The organism is Streptomyces xanthochromogenes (assembly GCF_014650455.1).
In the GTDB taxonomy this organism is placed as follows: Bacteria; Actinomycetota; Actinomycetes; order Streptomycetales; family Streptomycetaceae; genus Streptomyces; species Streptomyces xanthochromogenes.
In genome coordinates, this window is sequence record NZ_BMUZ01000003.1 from 395,352 (window position 1) to 415,136 (window position 19,785).

A 19,785-nucleotide genomic window follows, 5' to 3' on the forward strand; every position below is an offset into this window, starting at 1 on the left:
CCCGTTGCAGAACGGGCAAGGCCGGACGGAGGACGATCTTGCCCGCCTTTCACAGGCAGCGACCAGACGCCCGTCGCGCGCCCGGACTCCGGTGGCGGCCTCCGCTCGGCTACCCCGGGCGGCGGACCAGCGACGCAAGGATGATCTCCCGCGCCTCGGCACCCGTTTCAGCGAGGGCGGACGCGTCCCTGCCGATGCGTTCGGCTCCCGCCCGCATGACACCCGACAGCAACTCCACCGTCAGGCGCACGTCGCCGACATCGCGGAACTCACCGCGCGCGACGCCTTCCCGGACCACGTTCTCGACCTCGACCACGATCGCCTGGAACGGGTTGTCGGGTCCTTTCGGCACCTCGGCGACCAGCTTGTCGGAACCCGGCCGGAACATCGGCTGCATGGCCTGATCCATGGACGCCTCCAGGACCGCGTCGATGATCTCCCGCATCCGTTCCGTGGCCGAGTCGGCGGATCGCGCGGCGATCGTGGCGACGCGCTCGACCGCAGGCCGACTCGCCCGTTGCGTCAGCGCCAGGACCAGGGCGCTCTTGTCCCGGGCGTAGTTGTACAGCGTGTTGCGCGCGAGGCCCGCTCGGGCCGCGATGTGGCCCATGTTGATCGAGTCGTAGTCACGTTCCAACAACAGTTGCCGCGTCGCCTCTTCGATGTCGGTCCACACCATCTCGTGGTGTTCCTCGATATTGGCTCCCCGGATCCGTGGCATTCGGCCATTCTCCCTCGGCTACGGCCGCCTTGAGCCCTCGGGGCCGCTGTTGTGCACATCGGCTTCCGCACGTACCGGGCCCCAGGTCGGCGCGGCACCGCAGGCCGGTGCAAGGCGTGCGCGCCGAGCCCGCCTACCCGTGGTTGGGGGACTCCTACTCGGCGGGCAGGGCGGCGTTCGCGAGATGCGCGTTCTCCTGGTGCGTCGCGGTGAGCTTCACGCGATTGAGTCGCCACCCTTCCGCCGTGCGCACCGCCTCGTTGTCGTAGAAGCCGACGACCAACCAGCGGTTGGGCCCACCGTCAGCGACCTCGTCCGGGACCCAGTGCTCGGCACGGACGTGCGCGTGGACCGTCGCACGATCGCCGTCGACCTCGACGACGTGCCCGGTGATGACATGGTGCGTGGCGGTGAAGGCCGCGAACGTACCGCGCAGAATCCCGACGTAGTCGCCGAGCGACGTTTTCATCGGCGGTATGCCTGCGATCGACGAGAAGTCGAGAGTGAGCGGATCGGTGAAGACCCGGCCGGGCAGCTCGGTGAACTCCTTCATGTCTGCGATGTCGGCATACAGGCCGAGCAGCTGGATGACATCGGCACGATCGTCAGCGTCCATCACGAGAGCCCTTTCTCCTGCGTCACGGCGGGGCGCGCCTGCCCTTGCCCGGCTTTTCACGACTACCTGTCGTAAACATTACGACAGGTAGTCGCGAAAAGCCATAGGGGGTTCCCCCGCCGCCCACCCGGCAGGTGCGCAGAGCTGCTCCGATCCAGGCACGCCGGGCCGAAGCAGTTCCGGCTCGGCGGGCTTGACGGGCTCGATGGGCTCGAAGGGCTCGAGAGGGAAGAAGCGGACTCTCGCGAGCGCGATACATCGCTCAACTGCCTTGCGGCACAGCAGGGTTGACGGGGCACCATTGATGTGAGAGCCGGCGCCCGCAGCTCACTCGTTCCGATGCGTTCTCTCGTACGCCCGATTGCGGGGCTGTCGCTGCCAGTGCCGGCAGGGCCAGGATGCAGGGCCCGGCTAGGTCGGCGGCTCGACTGCGCCTCGCGCACGGGCCGCTCGTACGAACCCGCGCGCGCATGCATGCCGCTTGTACGCCGCTCGACGCTCAGTGGCTCCTATGCGGCATCGTTTCCGCCGCCTCAGCCAGTGCCGCCCCGGCCTGGCCCGCGAGGGTCACCGCCACCATCCGGGCCGGAAGCGGGGGGACCTCGGCGCCACCCGGCCTCAGCATGTACCGACCGTAGTAGCGCCCCTTACCGAAGGCCCGGAGTTCGATCTCCTCGCCTTGCGGCCAGCCATGGCGCTCCTCGTCCCGCCTGCCGCGTGCCATGGTGACCGCTCCGTCCTGGCCCAGTTGCGGCGGGTGGCCGAGCAGCGTTCCGTACTCGAAGCGGCAGCTGTCCAGGGCCAGTAGCTCGGTGAGCTGTGCGCGGACGTGGACCACGACGACATCCGCGGAAGTGGCCCGCTGAGCGATCCGCGCGGTCTCGTGGATGCGGGCGAGATGACCCTCATCGGTGATCGTCATGTCCTTCAACCGCCTTGCCCGTGCGGCAAGTTGCGAAACGGCGAGTCCGACAAGGAGCAGCAGTAGGGCTGTGGTGATCTCGTCGCCACTGGAGATCGCGAAGCGCTCGTAGGGGCGGGTGAGGAAGAAGTCGAACCAAGCGGCCGAGGAGAGGGCTGCGAGAGCACCGGCACCGCGGTGGCCGTTCGCCGCCACCCCCACCACAGCCACTACCAGGACCAGCGCCAGATTGGTACCGGCCACATGCGCGCGCAGAGGGATGAGGGCCACCGCGACGACGAAGGGCACGGCCACGGCCGCCATCAGCGCCAACCGGTCGCGCCCTCGGTACGAGATCGTCGCGGGCCCAGAACTCCGCCCGGGGACTCTCGGCAGCGTGAACGCGGACATGGCCACCTCCATTGCTTCGTCTTCCACGATGCTCCCGCGCGGGGAAGACGGCTGCCCGGTGCTGTCAGTCCTGACGGACTCCTTACGCGCCCGCGCACCGGTTCATCCCCAGGGCATCCCCAGGACGAGCAGTGGACAGGCCGAAACGAATCAGCTCTTCACTGTCGGGTCGTCTGCGGCGGACTTGCCCAAATGCAGCCGGGCAATGATCTGCTTGCCGGACGTCAGGGTCCTGGTGTGCAGCTGGTTGCACAGCCTGGTCACCAGCAGCAGGCCGTGTCCACCGATCCGCCTGGCATCGGCCGCCTGCGGTCGAGGCGGATTCGGAGAGCCGTCGCGCACGACGATCTCCAACAGGTCCGCGCCCGCGCTCACTTCCAGCAGGAGGCTCCCCGGCCCCGGTGCGTGGCGCAGCGCGTTGGTGACCAGTTCGCTCACCACGAGCTGGGCATCCTGGCAGGGTTGGCCGTCAGGCCGGTGACCGGCCTGGACGAGCAGCGTACGCACGGCTGTTCTGGCGTCGGCGATGGAGAACTCGGTCGTCTGCCAGGCGGCGCTGTATCGCAGGGGCACCGCGGAGTCCTGTTCGGTTGATGCGCGGTTTTCGAGGGCAGCGACCATGGAGCTCTTTCCGTAAATCCTTGATCGATGTTTCATCACAAGCTGTCGTCTCTCGCATGCATTCGCCTACCCCCTACCGCGCCGTCCATGAGAGCCATCAGCTAGCTGTTCGGGGCGGGGCCGGTGTCGGCGATCGTGAAGTACTCGAGCGTGCCGCTGATGTCGAGGAGACGGTGGACGGCCGGCTGCAAGGGGCCCACGAGAATGAGGTCGCGGCCGTCGGCTTCATGGCGATGCTTGGCTTTGAGGAGAGCGCTCAGGAGCAGGCTGTCGCCGAAGACCAGTTGGGAGAGGTCCACGGCGGTGGTGGGCAGCATCGCGCGGTCGGCCGCGTCCCAGGCCTGCTGGAACGTCGGGGCGTCGTCATGGTCCACCTCTCCTCTCAGTGTGATCACGAAGACCTCTCCATGCCGGATGACGTGGATATTGCCATCGGAAGCCTCTTGCATGGGGCCATTTTCACACCCCCCGCACCTCGGCCGCACACGCGCCCCGGCCAAGCGCGGAAGGGACCGGCGCCGGAGGTATCGGCGAGCCGTCGGCCGACCGCCCAGGACTTGTCGAGCGGCCGCGCCGGCTGTCGTGCCGAGGCTCGCCAACCGGCCCCTGCCACGCCCTTCCTTTACGGGCCCGGCCCGCGCCCCGGACAGTGCGCGTCAGCAAAGCCCCTAGCGCACAGCCTGATTGGGCTCGGGGGCCGAGCCGCGTGCCGTGCCTCTCGGGCACGGGTCGGCCCGAACGCGTGGTAGGGCCGTGCCATGCGGGTGGTATCGGCCAGCCCTACATCACGCCTGTAGTCATGGGGCCCCGGCCGGCGGGATGTTGGGCGCATGAACCGGGTCCGCGTCGTCGTCGCCGTCCTTCTTCTCACCCTTTCCCTGTGTGCCGGTCGCCCCGCACAGGCGACCGCTCCCCCTGACGCGAGCGTCGTCGAGCGCATCGCCCCGGGGGTCGAGTACCGGGCGTTTTCCCTGGCCACTGCCCACGGCCCGATCCGCATCCATCTACTGACCGCCGACCTTCGCCGGCCCGGGGTACGGGCCGGTCTGCTGTATCCGGGGGCGGTCGCCGACCGGGCGCCCGTGTCCGTCATGGCCGAGCGCCAAGGAGCCGTCGCCGCGGTCAACGGGGACTTCTTCAACATCACCGAGGACCAGCACCCCGGTGTCCCCGCCACCGGCGCCGCTTCCGGAGCATCCGTGCTCGACGGCCGGGCGTTGAAGGCAGCCGTCCCCGAAGGCCAGCGCTTCGGCGGGGCATTGCCCGCCGGCGACAGTGCTGAGGACGTGCTCGGTGTCGGTACGGACGGCAGGGCCCGCACCGCGCGCCTCACCCTGCGCGGTCATCTCCGTACCGTCCGGACAACCCTGCCCGTGCGAGGTCTCAACCAGTACGCGCTCCCCGAGGGGGCGATCGGCCTGTTCACCTCGCAGTGGGGCAGCGCCTCACGTGCCCGAGCCGTCTGTGGAACCGACCACAACCGGGCGGCCCCCTGCACCCACGAGGTCTTCGAGGTGACCATCCGTCACGGGCGCGTCCTCCACACCAGCACCACTCCGGGCAGCGGGCCGGTTCCGCCCGGAACTCTCGTCGCCCTCGGCCGTGAGGGCGGGGCCAGGGCGCTGCGCGCCCTCACCCCCGGCACCCCGGTCGAGACCGGCTACCGCCTCGCCTCCACCGCCCGAGTCCCGTTCGCCTTCGCACTCGGCGCCTACCGCGTGCTCAAGGACCGACGGCCGCTGCCCGGCCTCGACGCCGTCACCGCCGAGCCACGCACCGCGGTCGGAATCGCCGACAGGGGGCAGCTGCTGCGTGTCGTCGCGACCGACGGGCGGGAATCGACCGCCACCGGACTCACCCTTGCCGAACTCGCCCGTCTGCTGAAGTCTCTGGGCTGCGACGAAGGGGTCTACGTCGACGGAGGCGCATCCACCACGCTGGCCACGCGTGACCCCGCGACCGGGCGGACGACCGTACGCAACACGCTCGACCACGGCCAACAACGCCGCGTCCCCAATGGAATCGCGCTCTATTCGCTCCGCAAGCGGGACGGATCGGGGGGCTCCTGACACGGCGGGCCGAGGCGCGAACGGCCGCTGCCGCTGCCGACGGGAGTCGACCGGGCCGGTGCCTCACTTCGCGACTCGCCGCGTCGGGCGGCGGCCCGTCAGGGGGTGACGACCAGACGTCCGACGACGTCTCCAGTGGCCAGACGGGTGAGCGCCTCGTTGACCTGGGACAGAGGGTATCGGGCCTCCACGCACCCCCGCAGCAGACCTGCCGCTGCCATCTCCATCGCGGTACGCGCGTCGGCGAGGGTGGCGCCGACCGAGCCGCGGAGCTCGGTCTCCCGAACGACGACATCGAGGACATCCAGCTGAGCGGGCCGTCCGGTGTAGCCGACCAGGACGACGCGACCGCGGGTGCCGGTCATCCGCACGGCTTGGCCCGGGGTGTGCTCGTTGCCGACCGTGTCGACGACCACGTCGCAGCCGCCCGCCCCGGTCGCGGCGCGCACGGCCGCGACCGGATCGCCGGCACCCGGGTCGATGACGGTGTGCGCCCCGTACCGCCGGGCTTGTTCGCGGCTCGGCGCATGCGGGTCCACGGCGATGACATGGGCGCCGTCGGCGACGGCGACCTGCACGACGGCGAGTCCGACCCCGCCCGCCCCGATGACCACGAGCCGCTCCCCGGGGGCAGTGCGGGCCACCGAGCGGACGACACGGACGGCGGTCGTCCCTGAGCAGCCCAGAACCGCGGCTTCATCGAAAGGCACCGTGTCCGCGATCCGAACCAGTGAGCCCGCGTGCGCCAGGTAGTACTCGCACAAGCCGCCGTCGGAGTCGAAGCCGACCTTCGCCGCCGGGTCGGGGCAGAGATTCTCCGAGCCGTCCGCACACCACCCGCAGTGCCCGCACCCCTGGTAGTAGTAGGCCAGGACCCGGTCGCCGACCCGACAGTCAGCTCCGTCTCCCACCTCGGCGACTTCGCCGGCGATCTCGTGCCCGAGCACGAGGGGCAGCGGCGGGGTGAGCGCCGAACCGTCGGCCAGATGCAGATCGGTGTGGCAGAGCCCGGCCGCCCCCACCCGGATGAGCGCCTGGCCGGGCGCGGGTACGGGGCGGGGACGGGCTTCGATCTCCAATGGCTTGCCCAGTGCGTTCAGTACCGCAGCCGACATCACACCGCTTGGCATCGCGACCTCCGTGAACCGCCCGTCGGGAACCCGACGGCCTGCGGAACAAGATCCTCACAGGCCCGGAGCAGGCACGGCGCCACGGCCGCGCGACACGTACCAGGATTGACGTTTCTCTTGCCTCCCACCTGCGGTGATGTCCTGTGCACCGCGCGGAGATTCACCCGTTGGACGGGCTCCGAGTAGCTGGTACGGCCAGCAGAGGTCCGACCGTCTGTGCCGTAGAACCTACTCTGACCTGCTGTTTCCCCGATCCTCCGCAGCGCGGGCGAGCAGGCCGGAGGGGACGGGTCCAGTACGGCGCCCATTACGTTCCGAACCAAGTGGATCACCGGCAGCAGAGAGCGACCCTGTGGACTTCGATACCTTTCATGATGCCTATCCCCGCATGCTGCGGTGGCTGATCGAGGAGCCCGCCTACCGCAACGCGCCGCGCGGGTACGCCAGCCGCGAGCAGCTCGGAGTCAGCTTCCGGATCGCGCGGGCGGACCAGCGGGTGCCGTTCGTTCCGGCCCGGCGGCTGAACATCGTCTTCAACTTCGCCGAGGCCCTCTGGTACTTGGCAGGCCGGGACGACCTCGACTTCATCGCGTGCTACGCGCCCAGCATCCGCAAGTACTCCGCCGACGGGCACCGGCTGACCGGCACCGCCTACGGGCGTGCACTGTTCGGCGCCGCCGAGGGACGGCCCGACCAGTGGCCGGCCGTCGTGGAGACCCTGCGCGAGGACCCGGATTCCAAGCGGGCCGTCATCCAGATCTTCCGCGGCGAGGAGCTGCAGGTGTCCGGCAACCCGGATGTGTCCTGCACCCTGGGCCTGCAGTTCCTGCTGCGCGAAGGGGCGCTGCACGCGGTGGGATTCATGCGCGCCAACGACGTGTACCGGGGCATGAGCAGCGACGTCTTCTCGTTCACGTTCCTCCAGGAGATGCTCGCCCGCGAACTCGGCGTCCCGGTCGGCAGTTACGTGCACCAGGTCGGTTCCCTCCACCTCTACGACCCCGACCACTCAAGGGCCCTGGAGGTCCTTGCCGACCCGGCCGCCGACGAGCCGTCGGCCTGGAGCTTCCCCCTCATGCCGGAGGGCGACAACTGGCCCTGGGTGCGCGAGGTGTTGGCCGTCGAGGAGCAGTTGCGGCTCGGCCGTCACACGCTCGGCGCCACCCCTTCCTCGTACGGGCTGCCCGACTACTGGACGCAGGTCCTCGTCCTCTTCGAGGTCCACCGGCGCATCCGTAGCAAGGAGCCCGTCGGGGAAGCGCAACTGTCGTTGCTGTCACCGCTCTATCGCCGCCTCGTCGAGGAGCGCTGGCCTGCCATCGCCCCCGCCCCCGTAGCGGGCTGAAAGGGAAACCGACCATGACAACGAGCACGCACTGGCACTCCACCGCCTCGATCGCCGACGGCTTCGACGCCTATGACGATCTGCCGGAGCGCCTCATCGGCTACCCGGCCGTCTTCGCCGCCCTCGGCATCGGGACACCCGACGTCCGCACGGTCCTGGACTACGGCTGCGGCCCCGGGAAGGTCGCGACCCGCGTCACCGAGGTCTGCGAGGCGGACGTCGTGGCGGCCGACGTGTCCCCGCGCATGCTGGAGATCGCCCGCACCTGCCGACCGCACCCGCGCATCGACTACCGCCAGATCGACAGCGGGAAGCTCACCTTCCTCGCCGACGGCTCCATCGACGCGGCCATGTCCTGCTACGTGTTCATCAACGTCGGTGAACTCCCGCTCCTGCACGAGATCGCCGCAGAGATCCACCGCGTACTGCGGCCCGGCGCCCGCTACGCCGTCCTCGACACCAATCCCGACACCACCGGCGTCCGCTTCTCCACCTTCCGCAACGGCGAGCCCGGCCGCACCTACGCCTGCGGTGAGCGGCGCCAGGTCCTCCTGGACCAGCCCGGCGGCGGCGAACCGCTGGAACTCGTCGATCACCACTGGCCGCGTGAGACCTACCTCGACGTCCTCGGTGAGGCCGGCTTCACCGACCTCACCGTCGAGGAGCCGCTCCTCACCGACCCCTCGGCCCTGCCCGGTGCGGCGCCGGCCGAGACCACCCACCCTCCGTTCCTCATCGTCACGGGAGTCAAGCAGTGACCACCACTACCGCCGCCGAGTCCGTTCAGCAGACCCACAGCGTGTTCCTCGGGGGCCCTTTCAAGGCCCTCGTCGACTCCGACGGGGCCATGAACGCCGCGGCCCGCACTCGCTTCGAGGTCCTCATCGAGCGCCTGGAAGCGGAGGGTTACCACGTCTACAACGCCCACCGCCGCGAGTCCTGGGGCGCAAAGTTCCTCACCCCCGACGAGTGCACCCGCCTGGACTACGACGAAATCTCCGCCAGCAGCGTCTTCGTCGCCATCCCGGGCCACCCCGCCTCCCCCGGCACCCACATCGAGATCGGCTGGGCGTCCGCCCTGGGCAAGCCGATCGTCCTCCTCCTGGAAGAGGGAGTCGACTACGCCTTCCTCGTCCGCGGCCTCCACACGGTCGCCGATGTCACCTGCCTCACCATCGGCGACACCGACCGCCTGGCCACCGAAGTCGTCGACGCGGTGAACCGCCTGGCCCGAGCCGGTGCCAACGGCTGACCTCCGCTTGCCCGGGGGCGCGTACCGACCTTGCACCCGGTGTCTCCCCATGCGGTCCCTGACCGGCCCACGGCTGTCCGAACGTGGGTCGGCACGGGGTTGGCTTGAACGCCTGGTCAGACCGTGGGCGGCCGCTCAGGCTCGCGGCATGGCGGGCAGACCGGCGCCGTCAATCGGGGCCGGGCTGTCGGCGAATGCGGCGAGTGCCCTGAAATCGGGTTCCAGCAGGCCGAGTCGAGGGTCTGTCCGGCGGAGCAATGCGGTGGCCGAGTGGTGGGCGGCGACGAACCGATGGTCGGCCGGTCCGATGTCGTCGTCGACCCAGGCGAAGGGGCGTCCTGCGGCGTACTTCACCAGGCAGGGCGTCTTCCAGAACGTCCCGTCCGGTGAGGTCTCGCGCAGGGTGGGCCATTCGACCACGGGCAGATACGGAAGTCCCAGGAGCGGGCCTATCCATTCATTGGCGTCAGCCTCCCAGGTCGTGGCCCACACCAGCTTGAATCGGTCCGCGAGCGCCAGAAGAGCGGGTCCGTGCGCGGGGTTGAGCCAGACGCGCAGCGGTTTCACATATGCCCTGGGGCTCGTCGGATGCTGAGCGATCCACCCTTCGGGCCGGAGTCGATGTGTCCGATAGCCGACGGGCCGGCGGTGGGGCTTGGCCGCGTACGGGTTCAGCGGGCCGTCCACGTCGAGGAACAGCAGCGGCAGTAGGGCGGTCATCAGGAGCCCCCTCCGTCCGGTCGCGGGCGGTTGGTGTGTCCAAACCCTACCGGCACAAGCCGGACACCCTCTTGCTGATTTCCGACCCCAGCCGTCACGGCCCCGCCGACCGGATCAACACCCCCGCATCCGGCCGCGCACCATCTCGATGACACACTTGAGGGACCAACTCCGGCTGAACGGGTAGGGACATCGAACGGACCGCGACAGATGGAGAAGTCCCTGTGACCAGCGATGAGCTGCATACCCGCATCACCCAGCTGGAGGCGCAGCTCGCGCGGCCGACACCGCCGCCGATCGGCGGACAGGTCAGCATCCCGCTCGAACCGATCCGCCACCACGCCTACACCGGCGACGGCGGCCCCTGCACCACCAGCCTCTTCGGCGAGCGGTGCGCCGAACCCGTCGACCACCACGAGATCCACGACCAACACCCCTGAACACCGGGGCAGGTCGGATACGCGACGCTCACGGTGCCCGTGCCGACTCAACGGGCGGGATGGGTTCCAAGACCCGTCGGAGTCAGTGCGCGGACGGGACTTGCGTACGGTCGCGCACAATGATCTTGCCGGTGTTCTCGCCGCGCAGCATCCCCAGGAACGCGTCCACGATGTGCTCGAAGCCGTCAATGACGGTCTCGTCCAGGGCGAGCCGACCGCTCTGCAGATGCGGGACCGCGAATGCGTACAACTCCTCTTGTACGTCACGGTAGTTGCTGACCAGGAAGCCCTCCATGCGGATGCTCTTCTCCACGATGTCCGCGTAGTCGAAGCGCGGCGCCGGCGCACCGGGGGTGTTGTACTGGCTGATCGTGCCGATGCGGACGATGCGCCCGAATTCGCGCAGCGATCCCACCGCCGCGGCCAGTTGCTCGCCGCCCACGTTGTCGACGAACACGTCGACGCCGGCCGGAGCCACCCTGCCCAACAGGTCGTCCGCGGGCCCGTCGTGGTAGTCGAAGACGGCGTCGTAGCCGACCTCCCGCACGAGGTGGGCCGCCTTCGCCGCCGAGCCCGCGCTGCCCACGAGCCGTCCGGCGTGGAGCAGCCTGGCGAACCGCCCGGTCGCCGTGCCGACCCCGCCCGCGGCGGCCGACACGAACAGGTCCTCCCCCTCCTGGAGTCGGGCGATCCGGGTCAGGCCCACATAGGCGGTCAGGCCGGTGCCGCCGAGGGTGCTCAAGTACGCGGTCAGGGGCACCCCGTCGAAGCGGGGCAGCCGCCGGGTCTCGTCAGGTGCGACCACGGCGTGGGTACGCCAGCCGTGCCGGTGGAACACGATTTCGCCCTCGGCCAGTCGGGGCGTGCGCGAGGCGATCACCCGCCCGATGGAGCGGCCCTCCAGCGGCGCGTGGAGCGCGAAGCCTCCGGGCACGTCGTCCATCAGCTCGCGGTGATAGGGGTCGACCGACCAGTAGAGGTTTTCCACGAGCGCGCTGCCGGGGGCGGGATCGGGAATCGTGGACTCCGCGAAGGAGAAATGTTCGGCGGTGGGGAAGCCGTGGGGGCGGGCGGTCTGGTGCACGGTGAGCGCGGTCTCGTTCATGCCCGGAACCTAGGGCGGGAATGGCCCTCGGGTGCAGCCGGTTGGGCTCATGCGACGCACCGTTCCATGAGCACTTCTCATACATCGAGGTGAGCGCCCCGTGGCCCGCATGACCGGCTCCGATCTCGTCCCGCAGGAACTGCGTGCTCTGGTGGCGGTCGCAGACACCGGGGGCTTCTCGGCCGCGGCCGACGCACTCGGCCTGACGCAGTCCGCGGTCTCCCACTCGGTTCGCGGCAGCGAGCGCAAGATCGGCGCCGTCCTCTTCGAACGCGGTCGCGCCGGTGCCCGGCCAACTCCCGCTGGAGACAAGGCAGTTGCGTACGCGCGTCGTGTCCTGCGCCTGCTGGACGTCCTGACCGCCGAGGCGCGCGGCGCCGCGCGGCCCGATGCGGCGGAGGGGCCGCTCCGCATCGCCGCCTTCCGCAGCGCGGCCCTCCATCTGCTGCCGCCCGCGCTGCAGCGGCTGCGCGCGCGGCATCCCGGGATCGAGCCGCGGGTGCGGATCGTACGCGAGCTGGGGCGCGGCACCAGCGGCGAAGTGGCCGACGGCAGGGCCGACCTAGCCATCGCGACGCTCGGCGGCTCCGCGCCGCTCCCCTCGGGCCTGGTCGCCGGCGAACTCCTGACCGAGCCCTATGCCCTGGTGCACGCGAAGGGCCAGGGCACTCCGCGCTCGCTGCCGCTGGTCGACTGGGCGGAGAACTGCGGTTCGTACACCCGTCGTTGGTGGGCCGCACAGGACTGGATCCCGAAGGCAACCATCGAGGCGGAGGACGACGGAGCAGTGCTCTCCCTCGTGAGCGGTGGCCATGGAATGGCGATCATGCCCGCGCTCTCCCTGGCCGGAGCGCCGGACTCGGTCGGGATCACCGACCTCGGCCCGGGGCGCCCGACGCGCCGGGTCGGCTTCGTGACCACCTCCGAGCTGGCCCGGTCCGCCGTCGTGCGCGCCCTGGTGAGGGAACTCCGGGCCACCGCCCCTGAGGGCGTCCCCCATCCCAACGGCCTTGCTCTGCAAGGCCGTTGAGACATGGGCCTTGCTGGTGACGAGGCGATGTCAGGCGGCGGAACCGACCCTGGCGGCCAGCGACTTGGCCTTCTCGGCCGCGTCCGCGAGAGCCTTCTCGCGGGATGCCTCCGCGAGGGGGATCAGCTCGGACATCGCCGGGTTCGAAGCGGCCAGCGTCAGCTCCGGGACGATGAAGTCGACCTCGGCGCCCAGCATTTCGGAAAGGAGCGCGCCCAGGTAGTTCTGCACGTACTCGAAGGGCTCGCGCGGGGTGCCCGGAGCGTACGAGCCGCCGCGGCTGGCGACGACCGTGATCGGCAGACCCTTGACGGTCGATTCGGGACCCGCGGTGCGGCCCATCAGGACGACCTGGTCGAGCCACGCCTTGAGGGTCGAGGGAATCGTGAAGTTGTACATCGGCGCGCCTATCAGGACCGCGTCGGCCTGCTCGAGCTCCGTGACCAGCTTCATGCGCTCGGCGAAGGCGGCCGCCTGCTCCGGGGTGTGCGCGGCAGGGTCGACGAACGCGGCGGAGGCGGCAAGACCGTCCAGGTGCGGGACGGGGTCGACGGACAGGTCGCGATAGACGACCGTGCCCTGGGGGTGCTGAGCCTCCCAGGCCTTGCGGAAGGCATCCGTCACCGCGCGGGATGCGGAGGCCCCGGCGGGGAACAGGGACGAGTCGAGGTGCAGCAGAGTGGCCATGAAGATCTCCCGAATGGTGGCACTTTTCGTAGGCCACTAGTGATAGCACAGCTACTTACTTTTTTTCACCCCCTCACAAGAGGGTAGTAGTCTGAGGCCATGGCGGACCAGGAAGAGCGCGACGGCGGGCAGCGGCACGAGCCGGAAGCCTGCGGCCGGGTGGGCGACGGCATCACGCAGGTCTTCGGGCTGCTCGGCAAGCGGTGGACGGGTCTGATCGTGTCCGCCCTCACCCAGGGGCTCGACCGTTTCACGGATCTCCGCCAGGCCGTCCCGGGCATCAGCGAGCGCATGCTCGCGGATCGGCTGATGGAACTCGTGGCTGCGGGGCTCGTCCTGCGCGAGGTGGACGAGGGACCACCGGTCCGGGTCTCCTACCGCCTCACCGAATCGGGCGCCGCACTGGAACCGGCCCTCACGGAACTGGCCCAGTGGGCCGAGAAGTACCTGCTCAACGGCAAGGGCAGCTGCTGAATACGCCCCCGCCCGGCGTGACAGACCCGCTCCCCCGAGCCCCGCGGTGATTCATTCGGGGCGGCCGAACCGGTGGGCCGCCCAGAGCAGGGCCAGGATTCCGACGGTCAGCAGGAGGGTGCCCTCCAGGAGCACGGGGGGCTGCCACCCGGACCACTCGACAGTCGTGGGGGCCGCCCGGTCCGGGACCCGTGCGGCGATGCAGCGGCGGAGCACGTCCACCCCGTAGGCCAGGGGATTGGCCGCGGCCAGTGTGTGGGCCCAGCCCGGCAGGTTCCCGACCGGGAAGAAGCCGCCGGAAAGGAGCAGCAGCGGCATCATCACCAGGCCGAGCAGCATGTTGAAGACCTCTGGCCGGTCCAGGGTCACGGCCAGGGTCAGCGCGAGGGCCGTGAGGGTGAAGGAGGTCAGCATCATGCCGACGAGGAGCGTCAGCAGCAGGAGCGGGTCGTAGGGGAGGCCGATCGCACCGACCAGGGCGAGGAGTACGGCTCCCTGCACCGTGGCGACGAGGGTGCCGCCGGCGCAGGTGCCGAGGAGCAGGATGGGCCGGCGGACCGGTGCCATCAGGAGTTCACGCACATAACCGCTCTGCCGGTCGGTGATCAGACGGATGCCGACCATGATGGCCGGAGTCTGGACCGTCATCATCAGCACGCCCGGGAAGAGGTACGTCTGGTAGCCGCCCCCCAGCGAGGAGTTGGGGATCAGGGCGGCCAGGCCGCCGCCCAGGATGAAGAGGTAGAGCATCGGCTGGACCAGCATCAGGCCGGTGTGGACGGGCTGGGCCGCCAGGCGCAGCAGGTCGCGGTGGACCAGCGCGTGGACGGCGCGCAGTTCGTGCCACAGGCGGGGCACCCGCTCGGGGCCGGTGCCGTCGCGGACCGCGGGCCGGTCGGGTGGGGAGGAGGCGTCCGAGGCCGGTGGAGCGGGTGCGGTCATGGGGCCTCCTCGATGGCCGCCGGGGTGGCGGCGGGAACCATGGCGGTCGGTGTCCCGTGGGACGGCGGGGCGTTGATGCTGCGACCGGTGTGGTGGAAGAACACGTCGTCGAGTGTCGGCGGGGTGGCGGAAGCGGCGTGCACCGCGATGCCCTGGTCCGCAAGTGCCGCGCACAGGCGGGGAATCCAGGTGCTTCCGTCGGGGATGCGCAGCGATACGCCGTCGGCGTCCAGGGTGATGGCGCGCCCCTCCGGCGCGAGCCCGGCGACGACGTGCCGGGCCGCCGCGTCGTCGCCCGTGCGCAATGCCACCCGGTCGTCGCCGATCGCGGCCTTCAGCGCCAGGGGCGTGCCCTCGGCGACGAGCCGGCCGTGGTCGATGATGCCGAGACGGTCGCAGTTCTCCGCCTCCTCCAGGTAGTGGGTGGTGACGAAGAGCGTGTTGCCGTGCTGGTCGCGCAGCGCACGCAGGTACTCCCAGATCTGGGCACGGGCGTGCGGGTCGAGTCCGGTGGTCGGCTCGTCGAGGAACAGCACCCGGGGGGCGTGGAGCAGGCCCCGGGCGAGTTCCAGTCGGCGCCGCATCCCTCCGGACAAGGTGCGTACCCGGGACCGCCGCCGGTCGGCAAGGCCCACCTTCTCCAGCGTCTCGGTGGCACGCAGGCGGGCGTGGCGGCGGCTCAGTCCGTAGAGGCGTGCGTGGATGTGCAGGTTCTGTTCGGCCGTCAGATCCGAGTCCAGGGCGCTCTGTTGGAAGAGCATTCCGACCCTGCGCCGCACCTCGTCCGGCTGCCTGATCACATCGACGCCCGCAACCGTGGCCTGTCCCGCCGTGGGCCGGGCCAGAGCGCACAGCAGGGAGATGGTGGTGGACTTCCCCGCGCCGTTGGGGCCGAGGAAGGCGAAGGTTTCACCCCGGTGCACGTCGAGGTCCAGGCCGTGAACGGCGTGGGTGGTGGCGCCGTCCGGACCCGGGTAGCTCTTGACCAGACCGCGCGTGCTGATGGCGTACGCCGACTGGACGGCGGACGGCTCCAGGTCCGGGGACGCGGCGGTGGTCGGCGGCAGGGTCGCTCGGGTGCGGGCCTCGTCGGCGGTGTCCGGCTGCATGGTCGCGTCCTCGTCTACGGGGGTGGCTGCCGCGGGCCTGCCCGCCAGCGGTCGCGGCTCCGGCCGGTGGCTGCGAAGGCAACCACCGGCCGGAGGTCTTGGACTAGGCGCAACTGACGCCGACGCACACGGTGTTGAGCAGGGTCAGCAGACCAGTACACGCACAGGTCCCGCCGAACTGTGCCTCGTCCACGCCGATCGGGTCGGTCTCCGGAAGGGCGTGCAGGTGCGCAAGAACTTCAAGGTCTTGGTTCTCCATGACTTTCTCCTTCTCTGTGAGGTGCTCGATGATGTGACGACAGGGACGATGGTGCGCGTCCCTGTCGCTCAGCCCGGCTGCTGGACCATCCAGTGCCGGGGGCCTGTGTGGCGGGTCCTGAGCAGGAACGCCAGGATTCCCGCGGATCCGTCGCTCCAGCTCGTCGAGACGTTCCCGTACTCGTTGGGGAAGACGACGTGGCTGTTGCGGTGGGCTCGTTCGGAACCGATGAGTCGGGCCAGGTCTTCGGCCATCGCGCGGTAGGCGGGATCGCCGGTGGCCTCGGCCATGTCGAGGAGGAAGTCGCCGTTGCCGGCGAGCCCGTGGCACTGGGTGAGGGCGGCGCGGGAAGCGCGCTCCACGACTGCTCGTGCGGCCTGGTGGGCAAGGTCGGCGAACCGCTTGTCCCCGGTCGCCTGCCAGAGGCGGATCAGGAACGTGCCGATGCCCGCCGAACCGTGGCACCAGTACGGGGCCGTGGGCACGTCCGTGGCCTGGGCCGGCCACTGGGCCGCCGCGCCGACCATCACGGCGTGGGTCACCAGGGACTCTCCGGCCGCCACGGCCAGCTGCATGTGTTCGGGCCGGTTGGAGACGGCTGCCGCGGTGAGGAGGAAGCAGCCGATGCCGGCCGTTCCGTGCGCGAAGCCGAGATAGCGTTTGCCGGCCTCCTGGGACACGGCTTCCGCCGGTACGGGCCAGCTCACACCGGGCGGCTCCACCCGTGCCGCGGCAGCCAGCCGGTCGGCGTCGGCGACGACCAGTTCGGCCAGGCGCGGGTCGCCTGTCCGGTGCCACAGGTGGGCGGCGGCGAGTCCGCTGCCCGCCGAGCCGTGGGTGATGTCGTAGCTGGGTGTCGACTCCAGCGGGGCCACGGCCAGGGCCACCGCGCGGTCCATGAGTTCACGATCCCCGATAGCGCGTCCGGCGTCGTAGAGCGCCCAGGCGGTTCCTCGGCCGCCGAAGTGCAGGCCCGGACGGATGGAGGCGGTATCGGTGCGGGCGGCCATCCAGTGGCCCGCGGTGGCGAGGAGGTCCGGCAGGCGTGGGTCGCCGGTGGTCTCGAAGTACCGGGTCAGGACGGTCAGCACCCCTGCCGCACCTTGCTGGACGGTGCAGGGGCCGGTCTCTCCCGCCTGGGTGGACACGGGCCACAGTCGACGGTCGTCGGCCGGGTTCATCGAATCGACGAGGTGGTTCACCATCCCGGCGATCGCGATCTCCGTGACGTCATGCGGCCCTTCGGTACGTCCCGTGTCGGTGGAGAGGCGCTCCGGCTGAACAGCGTTCGTCTTACGCAGGGCCTCGCGCGCCGCGGCCGGGGTCCATCGCTCGCCGGGTTCGTCCCTCGTCAGCCCGAGGATCACGTCGGTCAGGGCGTCCGGCAGGCGCAGCACGTCGGCACAGGCCGCGAGCCACTCGGCGAACCGCTCCTGCGCGGGCCTGGTGGCCGGCTCCTCCGTGAGCAGGTTCGCCACCTTGCCCGCGAGTACGAAGCACACGGTGGCGCCGAGGCTGTAGTAGTCGGCCGTCCGCGACACGGGAGCGCCGACCAGGCGCTCGGGGGCACTGAAGCAGGGGGTCCCCACCGTGGTCGGGAGCATGCTGTCGCCCTCCAGGACGGCGAGCTCCAGGTCGATGAGGCGCAGTTCGCCGTCGGGGCGGACCATGACATTGCCGGGGGTGAAGTCCCTCAGGATCCATCCTTGGGCGTGGGCCGCGTCGACCAGGTCCACCAGGCGATCGACCTGGGCGAGCGCGTCCGCTCGGTAGCGTTCGCTCCCGACGTCCCGGTAACGCTCGGCGACCCAGGTGTGCAGGGGCACGCCCGGTACTTCTTCCTGGGCGAGGAACAGGTGCCCGCCCGTCTCGAACATCGCGACCGGCTCGGGGGCAAGGCCGGTGCCCTTGAGTTTCTCCAGCGTCGTGGCCTCGGCCCGTAACCAGTCACGGACGTCGCCGCCCGAGGCATCGGCCTCGACGTGCGGCCGGGCTTCCTTGATCACCACCGCTCTGCCCGTGGTGACGTCCGTGCCCCGGTAGACGCCCCCCTTGTTGGTGTGCCGGATCGCTTCCCGTACCGAGAACCGGCCGCCGAGCAGCACCGGGCTGCTCGCCACGGTGTCCTGCTGCGGCGGGAGCGGCACCGAGGCGGGGAACGGGCTCACCGCCCATGACGGCGGCGCATACTGACCGGTTCGTTTGTCCTCGACGGGGTTGCCGTCGGGGTCCTCCATGAACCACACCAGCAGACCGTGCTCCGACAGCCTGCGCCGGCCGACGAAGGCTCCGTAACGGTAGTGGACCAGGCTGTTCGGGGCGTAGGGCTGGTCCGAGAGGATGCGCGGGCCGGCCAGTCCCGCGGTGGCGTTGTGCAGTTCGAGCGCCAGTCGGGCCGCGTCATCGTCGGAGGGCGGGTAAACGGTAATGAACTTGCCGGAACTCCCCCGGGGCGTAGCCCGTGAGTTGAGCGCGCCCACCTGTTCGAGCGACCGGGCGAACTTGAATATCGACTCCTCCCGCAGCAGCACGTCCAAAGCCCTCACCAGGACTTCCGGTGCCGACGCGGCCGTCGCGGACACATGAAGTTTCCAGCCCTGCTGACGACGAATACCAGAGGGGCGCACAAGGCGGCACCACATCTCGTCCACATCGGCCGTCCAACGCTCGCTCATGCCTGTGGCCTGCAGAGTCCGACGGAGCAGAACTTCGAGATCGACCTCGGTCGCGTGACTCGTCATGCGCGTCCCTCTCAACGGTGAAAACCGCTGGTGGAATATGCCTTCGGTAAGGAGAAAGGTATAGCTTGAAACCGCCGGAAGATACTTGATGCAGCTGGCGCACGGTGGCACTGGGGCAATACATGGCGCAGTCCGGCGCAAATGGAGGCGCACGGCCGTCGACAGACGGAAATAATCCATTTGTTCGACGTTTCGGTCGCGGCCACACGCAGTACAGGAAATGACGAGTTCAGGATCATTTCTCCACTTCGCAGCGCTTGTTCCGTCAAGAGAGCCATTGATCGATGGACCTGGCACCAAACTCGCAGGTCAGGCCAGTTTCCATGCACTGTCCGGCAAGGAGCACCGGTCCTCCGTCCCGCGCCCCGGTCCGGATCAAGCGGCGCCTTGATCAGCAGCACGGTCCGGTTGCGGCACGAGCCAGGGGCACGTCCCGCCGACCCAGCTTCGCCCTCGCCAGGCACCCGGTAAAGGGCACAATCCCGCCACCCTTCCCACCGCCGAAAGGGGCAGTCCAAGCCATCTGCACAACCATGATCGTCAGCCCGATTCAAGCCTTCACTAAAGATATTGAATCGTCAACTCATTCGACGCGTTTCATTAATGGCGAATGAGCCGGGCTCATGCAGAACTGCTTCGACGTCACACGCAGAACAAACGGAACAAAGGAAATACGAATCAACCCTTGAAACAATTCGATGCGGCATTACCGCAGGCGACCCGGGTGGTTGAGCTGCATCGTCGAGAAGCTGAGCGTCGCGGTCACCCCTTGCGGCGACCGCCCGCTCCGCGCAGATACGAAGGGTGTCATGGAATTCCGCACGCTCCTCGGGCGCCGCCAGGTCGTGAATCGACCACCGAAGGTTCTCAGTCCCCTCGGGGAGAATGCCGCGTGGAGAACAGCAGTTGCCCATGGGCCTCTGTCTTGCGAGCGTGACTTGCCTCGTGGTCGGCTGTGGGAGACGAGTCGGCTCCGGTGGCAGTCGGGAGGTCGGTCAGCGCGGTGATGTGCGCTCCGGGCTCATCGCGCCCCCGGCGGCAACCGCGCGCCGTCTCGGGGGGAATCCGGCCACCGCGTACGCCGGTTCACCGCAGGGAGCAGGGCCGATTAGCAGCGGCCGCTTCTCGTCAGGCGCTCGGCGGCTTCGATGCCGCCGGGACCAGGCAGCGCCGACCCGGTCGGACGGATCGAGCGGGTGCGTCGCGCGGACG

At 69.8% G+C, this 19,785-nt stretch carries 20 protein-coding genes; 7 read left to right on the forward strand and 13 right to left on the reverse strand.

From position 1 onward, the window contains the following. Positions 1-109 precede the first annotated feature (109 nt). The 5 genes from IE267_RS09090 to IE267_RS09110 all read right to left on the reverse strand — a co-directional run bounded on the left by IE267_RS09090 (position 110) and on the right by IE267_RS09110 (position 3,719). Positions 110-721, reverse strand: a complete 612-nt coding sequence (locus IE267_RS09090; protein ID WP_167160978.1) for a TetR/AcrR family transcriptional regulator — start codon at positions 719-721, stop codon at positions 110-112. Positions 722-875: 154 nt separating this feature from the next. Then, positions 876-1,337, reverse strand: a complete 462-nt coding sequence (locus tag IE267_RS09095; protein ID WP_189762769.1) for a nuclear transport factor 2 family protein — start codon at positions 1,335-1,337, stop codon at positions 876-878. A gap of 499 nt (positions 1,338-1,836) precedes the next feature. Then, entirely contained in the window at positions 1,837-2,676 is an 840-nt protein-coding gene (locus tag IE267_RS09100) for a DUF4118 domain-containing protein (RefSeq protein WP_308428733.1), read from the reverse strand. Between the two features lie 123 nt (positions 2,677-2,799). Beyond that, positions 2,800-3,270, reverse strand: coding sequence for an ATP-binding protein (locus IE267_RS09105; protein ID WP_189762770.1), 471 nt, complete (start codon positions 3,268-3,270; stop codon positions 2,800-2,802). Positions 3,271-3,371: 101 nt separating this feature from the next. Next, entirely contained in the window at positions 3,372-3,719 is a 348-nt protein-coding gene (locus tag IE267_RS09110; protein ID WP_167160974.1) for an STAS domain-containing protein, read from the reverse strand. A gap of 381 nt (positions 3,720-4,100) precedes the next feature. Here IE267_RS09110 and IE267_RS09115 point away from each other — a divergent pair, with 381 nt between their 5' ends. After that, complete coding sequence (locus IE267_RS09115) at positions 4,101-5,339, forward strand: phosphodiester glycosidase family protein (protein ID WP_189762771.1); 1,239 nt, start codon at positions 4,101-4,103, stop codon at positions 5,337-5,339. 98 nt (positions 5,340-5,437) lie between these two features. On the opposite strand, the gene IE267_RS09120 is transcribed toward IE267_RS09115, so the two are convergent. Next, positions 5,438-6,469 (reverse strand): alcohol dehydrogenase catalytic domain-containing protein, encoded by a 1,032-nt coding sequence (locus IE267_RS09120; RefSeq protein WP_189762772.1) that lies wholly within the window; start codon positions 6,467-6,469, stop codon positions 5,438-5,440. A 388-nt stretch (positions 6,470-6,857) separates the two neighbouring features. Between IE267_RS09120 and IE267_RS09125 the strand changes: the two genes are divergently transcribed. Genes IE267_RS09125 through IE267_RS40265 form a run of 3 tightly spaced genes read left to right on the forward strand, consistent with a single transcriptional unit; the run spans position 6,858 to position 9,066 of the window. Continuing rightward, complete coding sequence (locus IE267_RS09125) at positions 6,858-7,814, forward strand: thymidylate synthase (protein WP_189762773.1); 957 nt, start codon at positions 6,858-6,860, stop codon at positions 7,812-7,814. Between the two features lie 14 nt (positions 7,815-7,828). Next, positions 7,829-8,572: a class I SAM-dependent methyltransferase gene (locus IE267_RS09130; protein ID WP_189762774.1), complete on the forward strand. Its 744-nt coding sequence runs from the start codon at positions 7,829-7,831 to the stop codon at positions 8,570-8,572. Beyond that, on the forward strand, positions 8,569-9,066 hold the full coding sequence (locus tag IE267_RS40265) for a nucleoside 2-deoxyribosyltransferase (protein WP_308428735.1): 498 nt from the start codon (positions 8,569-8,571) through the stop codon (positions 9,064-9,066). The genes IE267_RS09130 and IE267_RS40265 overlap by 4 nt, the downstream gene beginning before the upstream one ends. A 135-nt stretch (positions 9,067-9,201) precedes the next feature. Here IE267_RS40265 and IE267_RS09140 read toward each other — a convergent pair whose 3' ends face one another. Further along, positions 9,202-9,786: an HAD domain-containing protein gene (locus IE267_RS09140; RefSeq protein WP_189762775.1), complete on the reverse strand. Its 585-nt coding sequence runs from the start codon at positions 9,784-9,786 to the stop codon at positions 9,202-9,204. A gap of 224 nt (positions 9,787-10,010) precedes the next feature. Here IE267_RS09140 and IE267_RS09145 point away from each other — a divergent pair, with 224 nt between their 5' ends. Further along, positions 10,011-10,226, forward strand: coding sequence for a hypothetical protein (locus IE267_RS09145; RefSeq protein ID WP_167160961.1), 216 nt, complete (start codon positions 10,011-10,013; stop codon positions 10,224-10,226). A gap of 82 nt (positions 10,227-10,308) precedes the next feature. On the opposite strand, the gene IE267_RS09150 is transcribed toward IE267_RS09145, so the two are convergent. Next, positions 10,309-11,331 carry an MDR family NADP-dependent oxidoreductase gene (locus IE267_RS09150; RefSeq protein WP_189762776.1) on the reverse strand — a complete coding sequence of 341 codons (1,023 nt, stop codon included), beginning with the start codon at positions 11,329-11,331 and terminating at the stop codon, positions 10,309-10,311. Between the two features lie 109 nt (positions 11,332-11,440). Between IE267_RS09150 and IE267_RS09155 the strand changes: the two genes are divergently transcribed. Next, positions 11,441-12,361 carry a LysR family transcriptional regulator gene (locus tag IE267_RS09155; protein ID WP_189763010.1) on the forward strand — a complete coding sequence of 307 codons (921 nt, stop codon included), beginning with the start codon at positions 11,441-11,443 and terminating at the stop codon, positions 12,359-12,361. A gap of 30 nt (positions 12,362-12,391) precedes the next feature. Here the strand turns inward: IE267_RS09155 and IE267_RS09160 are convergent, their stop codons facing one another. Beyond that, complete coding sequence (locus IE267_RS09160; protein WP_189762777.1) at positions 12,392-13,048, reverse strand: FMN-dependent NADH-azoreductase; 657 nt, start codon at positions 13,046-13,048, stop codon at positions 12,392-12,394. 99 nt (positions 13,049-13,147) lie between these two features. On the opposite strand from IE267_RS09160, the gene IE267_RS09165 reads away from it, so the two are divergent. Then, entirely contained in the window at positions 13,148-13,522 is a 375-nt protein-coding gene (locus tag IE267_RS09165; RefSeq protein WP_189762778.1) for a winged helix-turn-helix transcriptional regulator, read from the forward strand. A gap of 51 nt (positions 13,523-13,573) precedes the next feature. Here the strand turns inward: IE267_RS09165 and IE267_RS09170 are convergent, their stop codons facing one another. From IE267_RS09170 to lanL, 4 genes are all read right to left on the reverse strand, one after another. Next, positions 13,574-14,464, reverse strand: coding sequence for an ABC transporter permease (locus IE267_RS09170; protein WP_189762779.1), 891 nt, complete (start codon positions 14,462-14,464; stop codon positions 13,574-13,576). Next, on the reverse strand, positions 14,461-15,573 hold the full coding sequence (locus IE267_RS09175) for an ATP-binding cassette domain-containing protein (RefSeq protein ID WP_189762780.1): 1,113 nt from the start codon (positions 15,571-15,573) through the stop codon (positions 14,461-14,463). The genes IE267_RS09170 and IE267_RS09175 overlap by 4 nt, the downstream gene beginning before the upstream one ends. 103 nt (positions 15,574-15,676) lie before the next feature. Next, a complete protein-coding gene (locus IE267_RS09180) occupies positions 15,677-15,832 on the reverse strand; it encodes a VenA family class IV lanthipeptide (RefSeq protein ID WP_167160951.1) in 156 nt (51 codons plus the stop codon). A 68-nt stretch (positions 15,833-15,900) separates the two neighbouring features. Continuing rightward, positions 15,901-18,573 (reverse strand): class IV lanthionine synthetase LanL, encoded by a 2,673-nt coding sequence (lanL, locus tag IE267_RS09185; protein ID WP_189762781.1) that lies wholly within the window; start codon positions 18,571-18,573, stop codon positions 15,901-15,903. Positions 18,574-19,785: the final 1,212 nt, after the last annotated feature.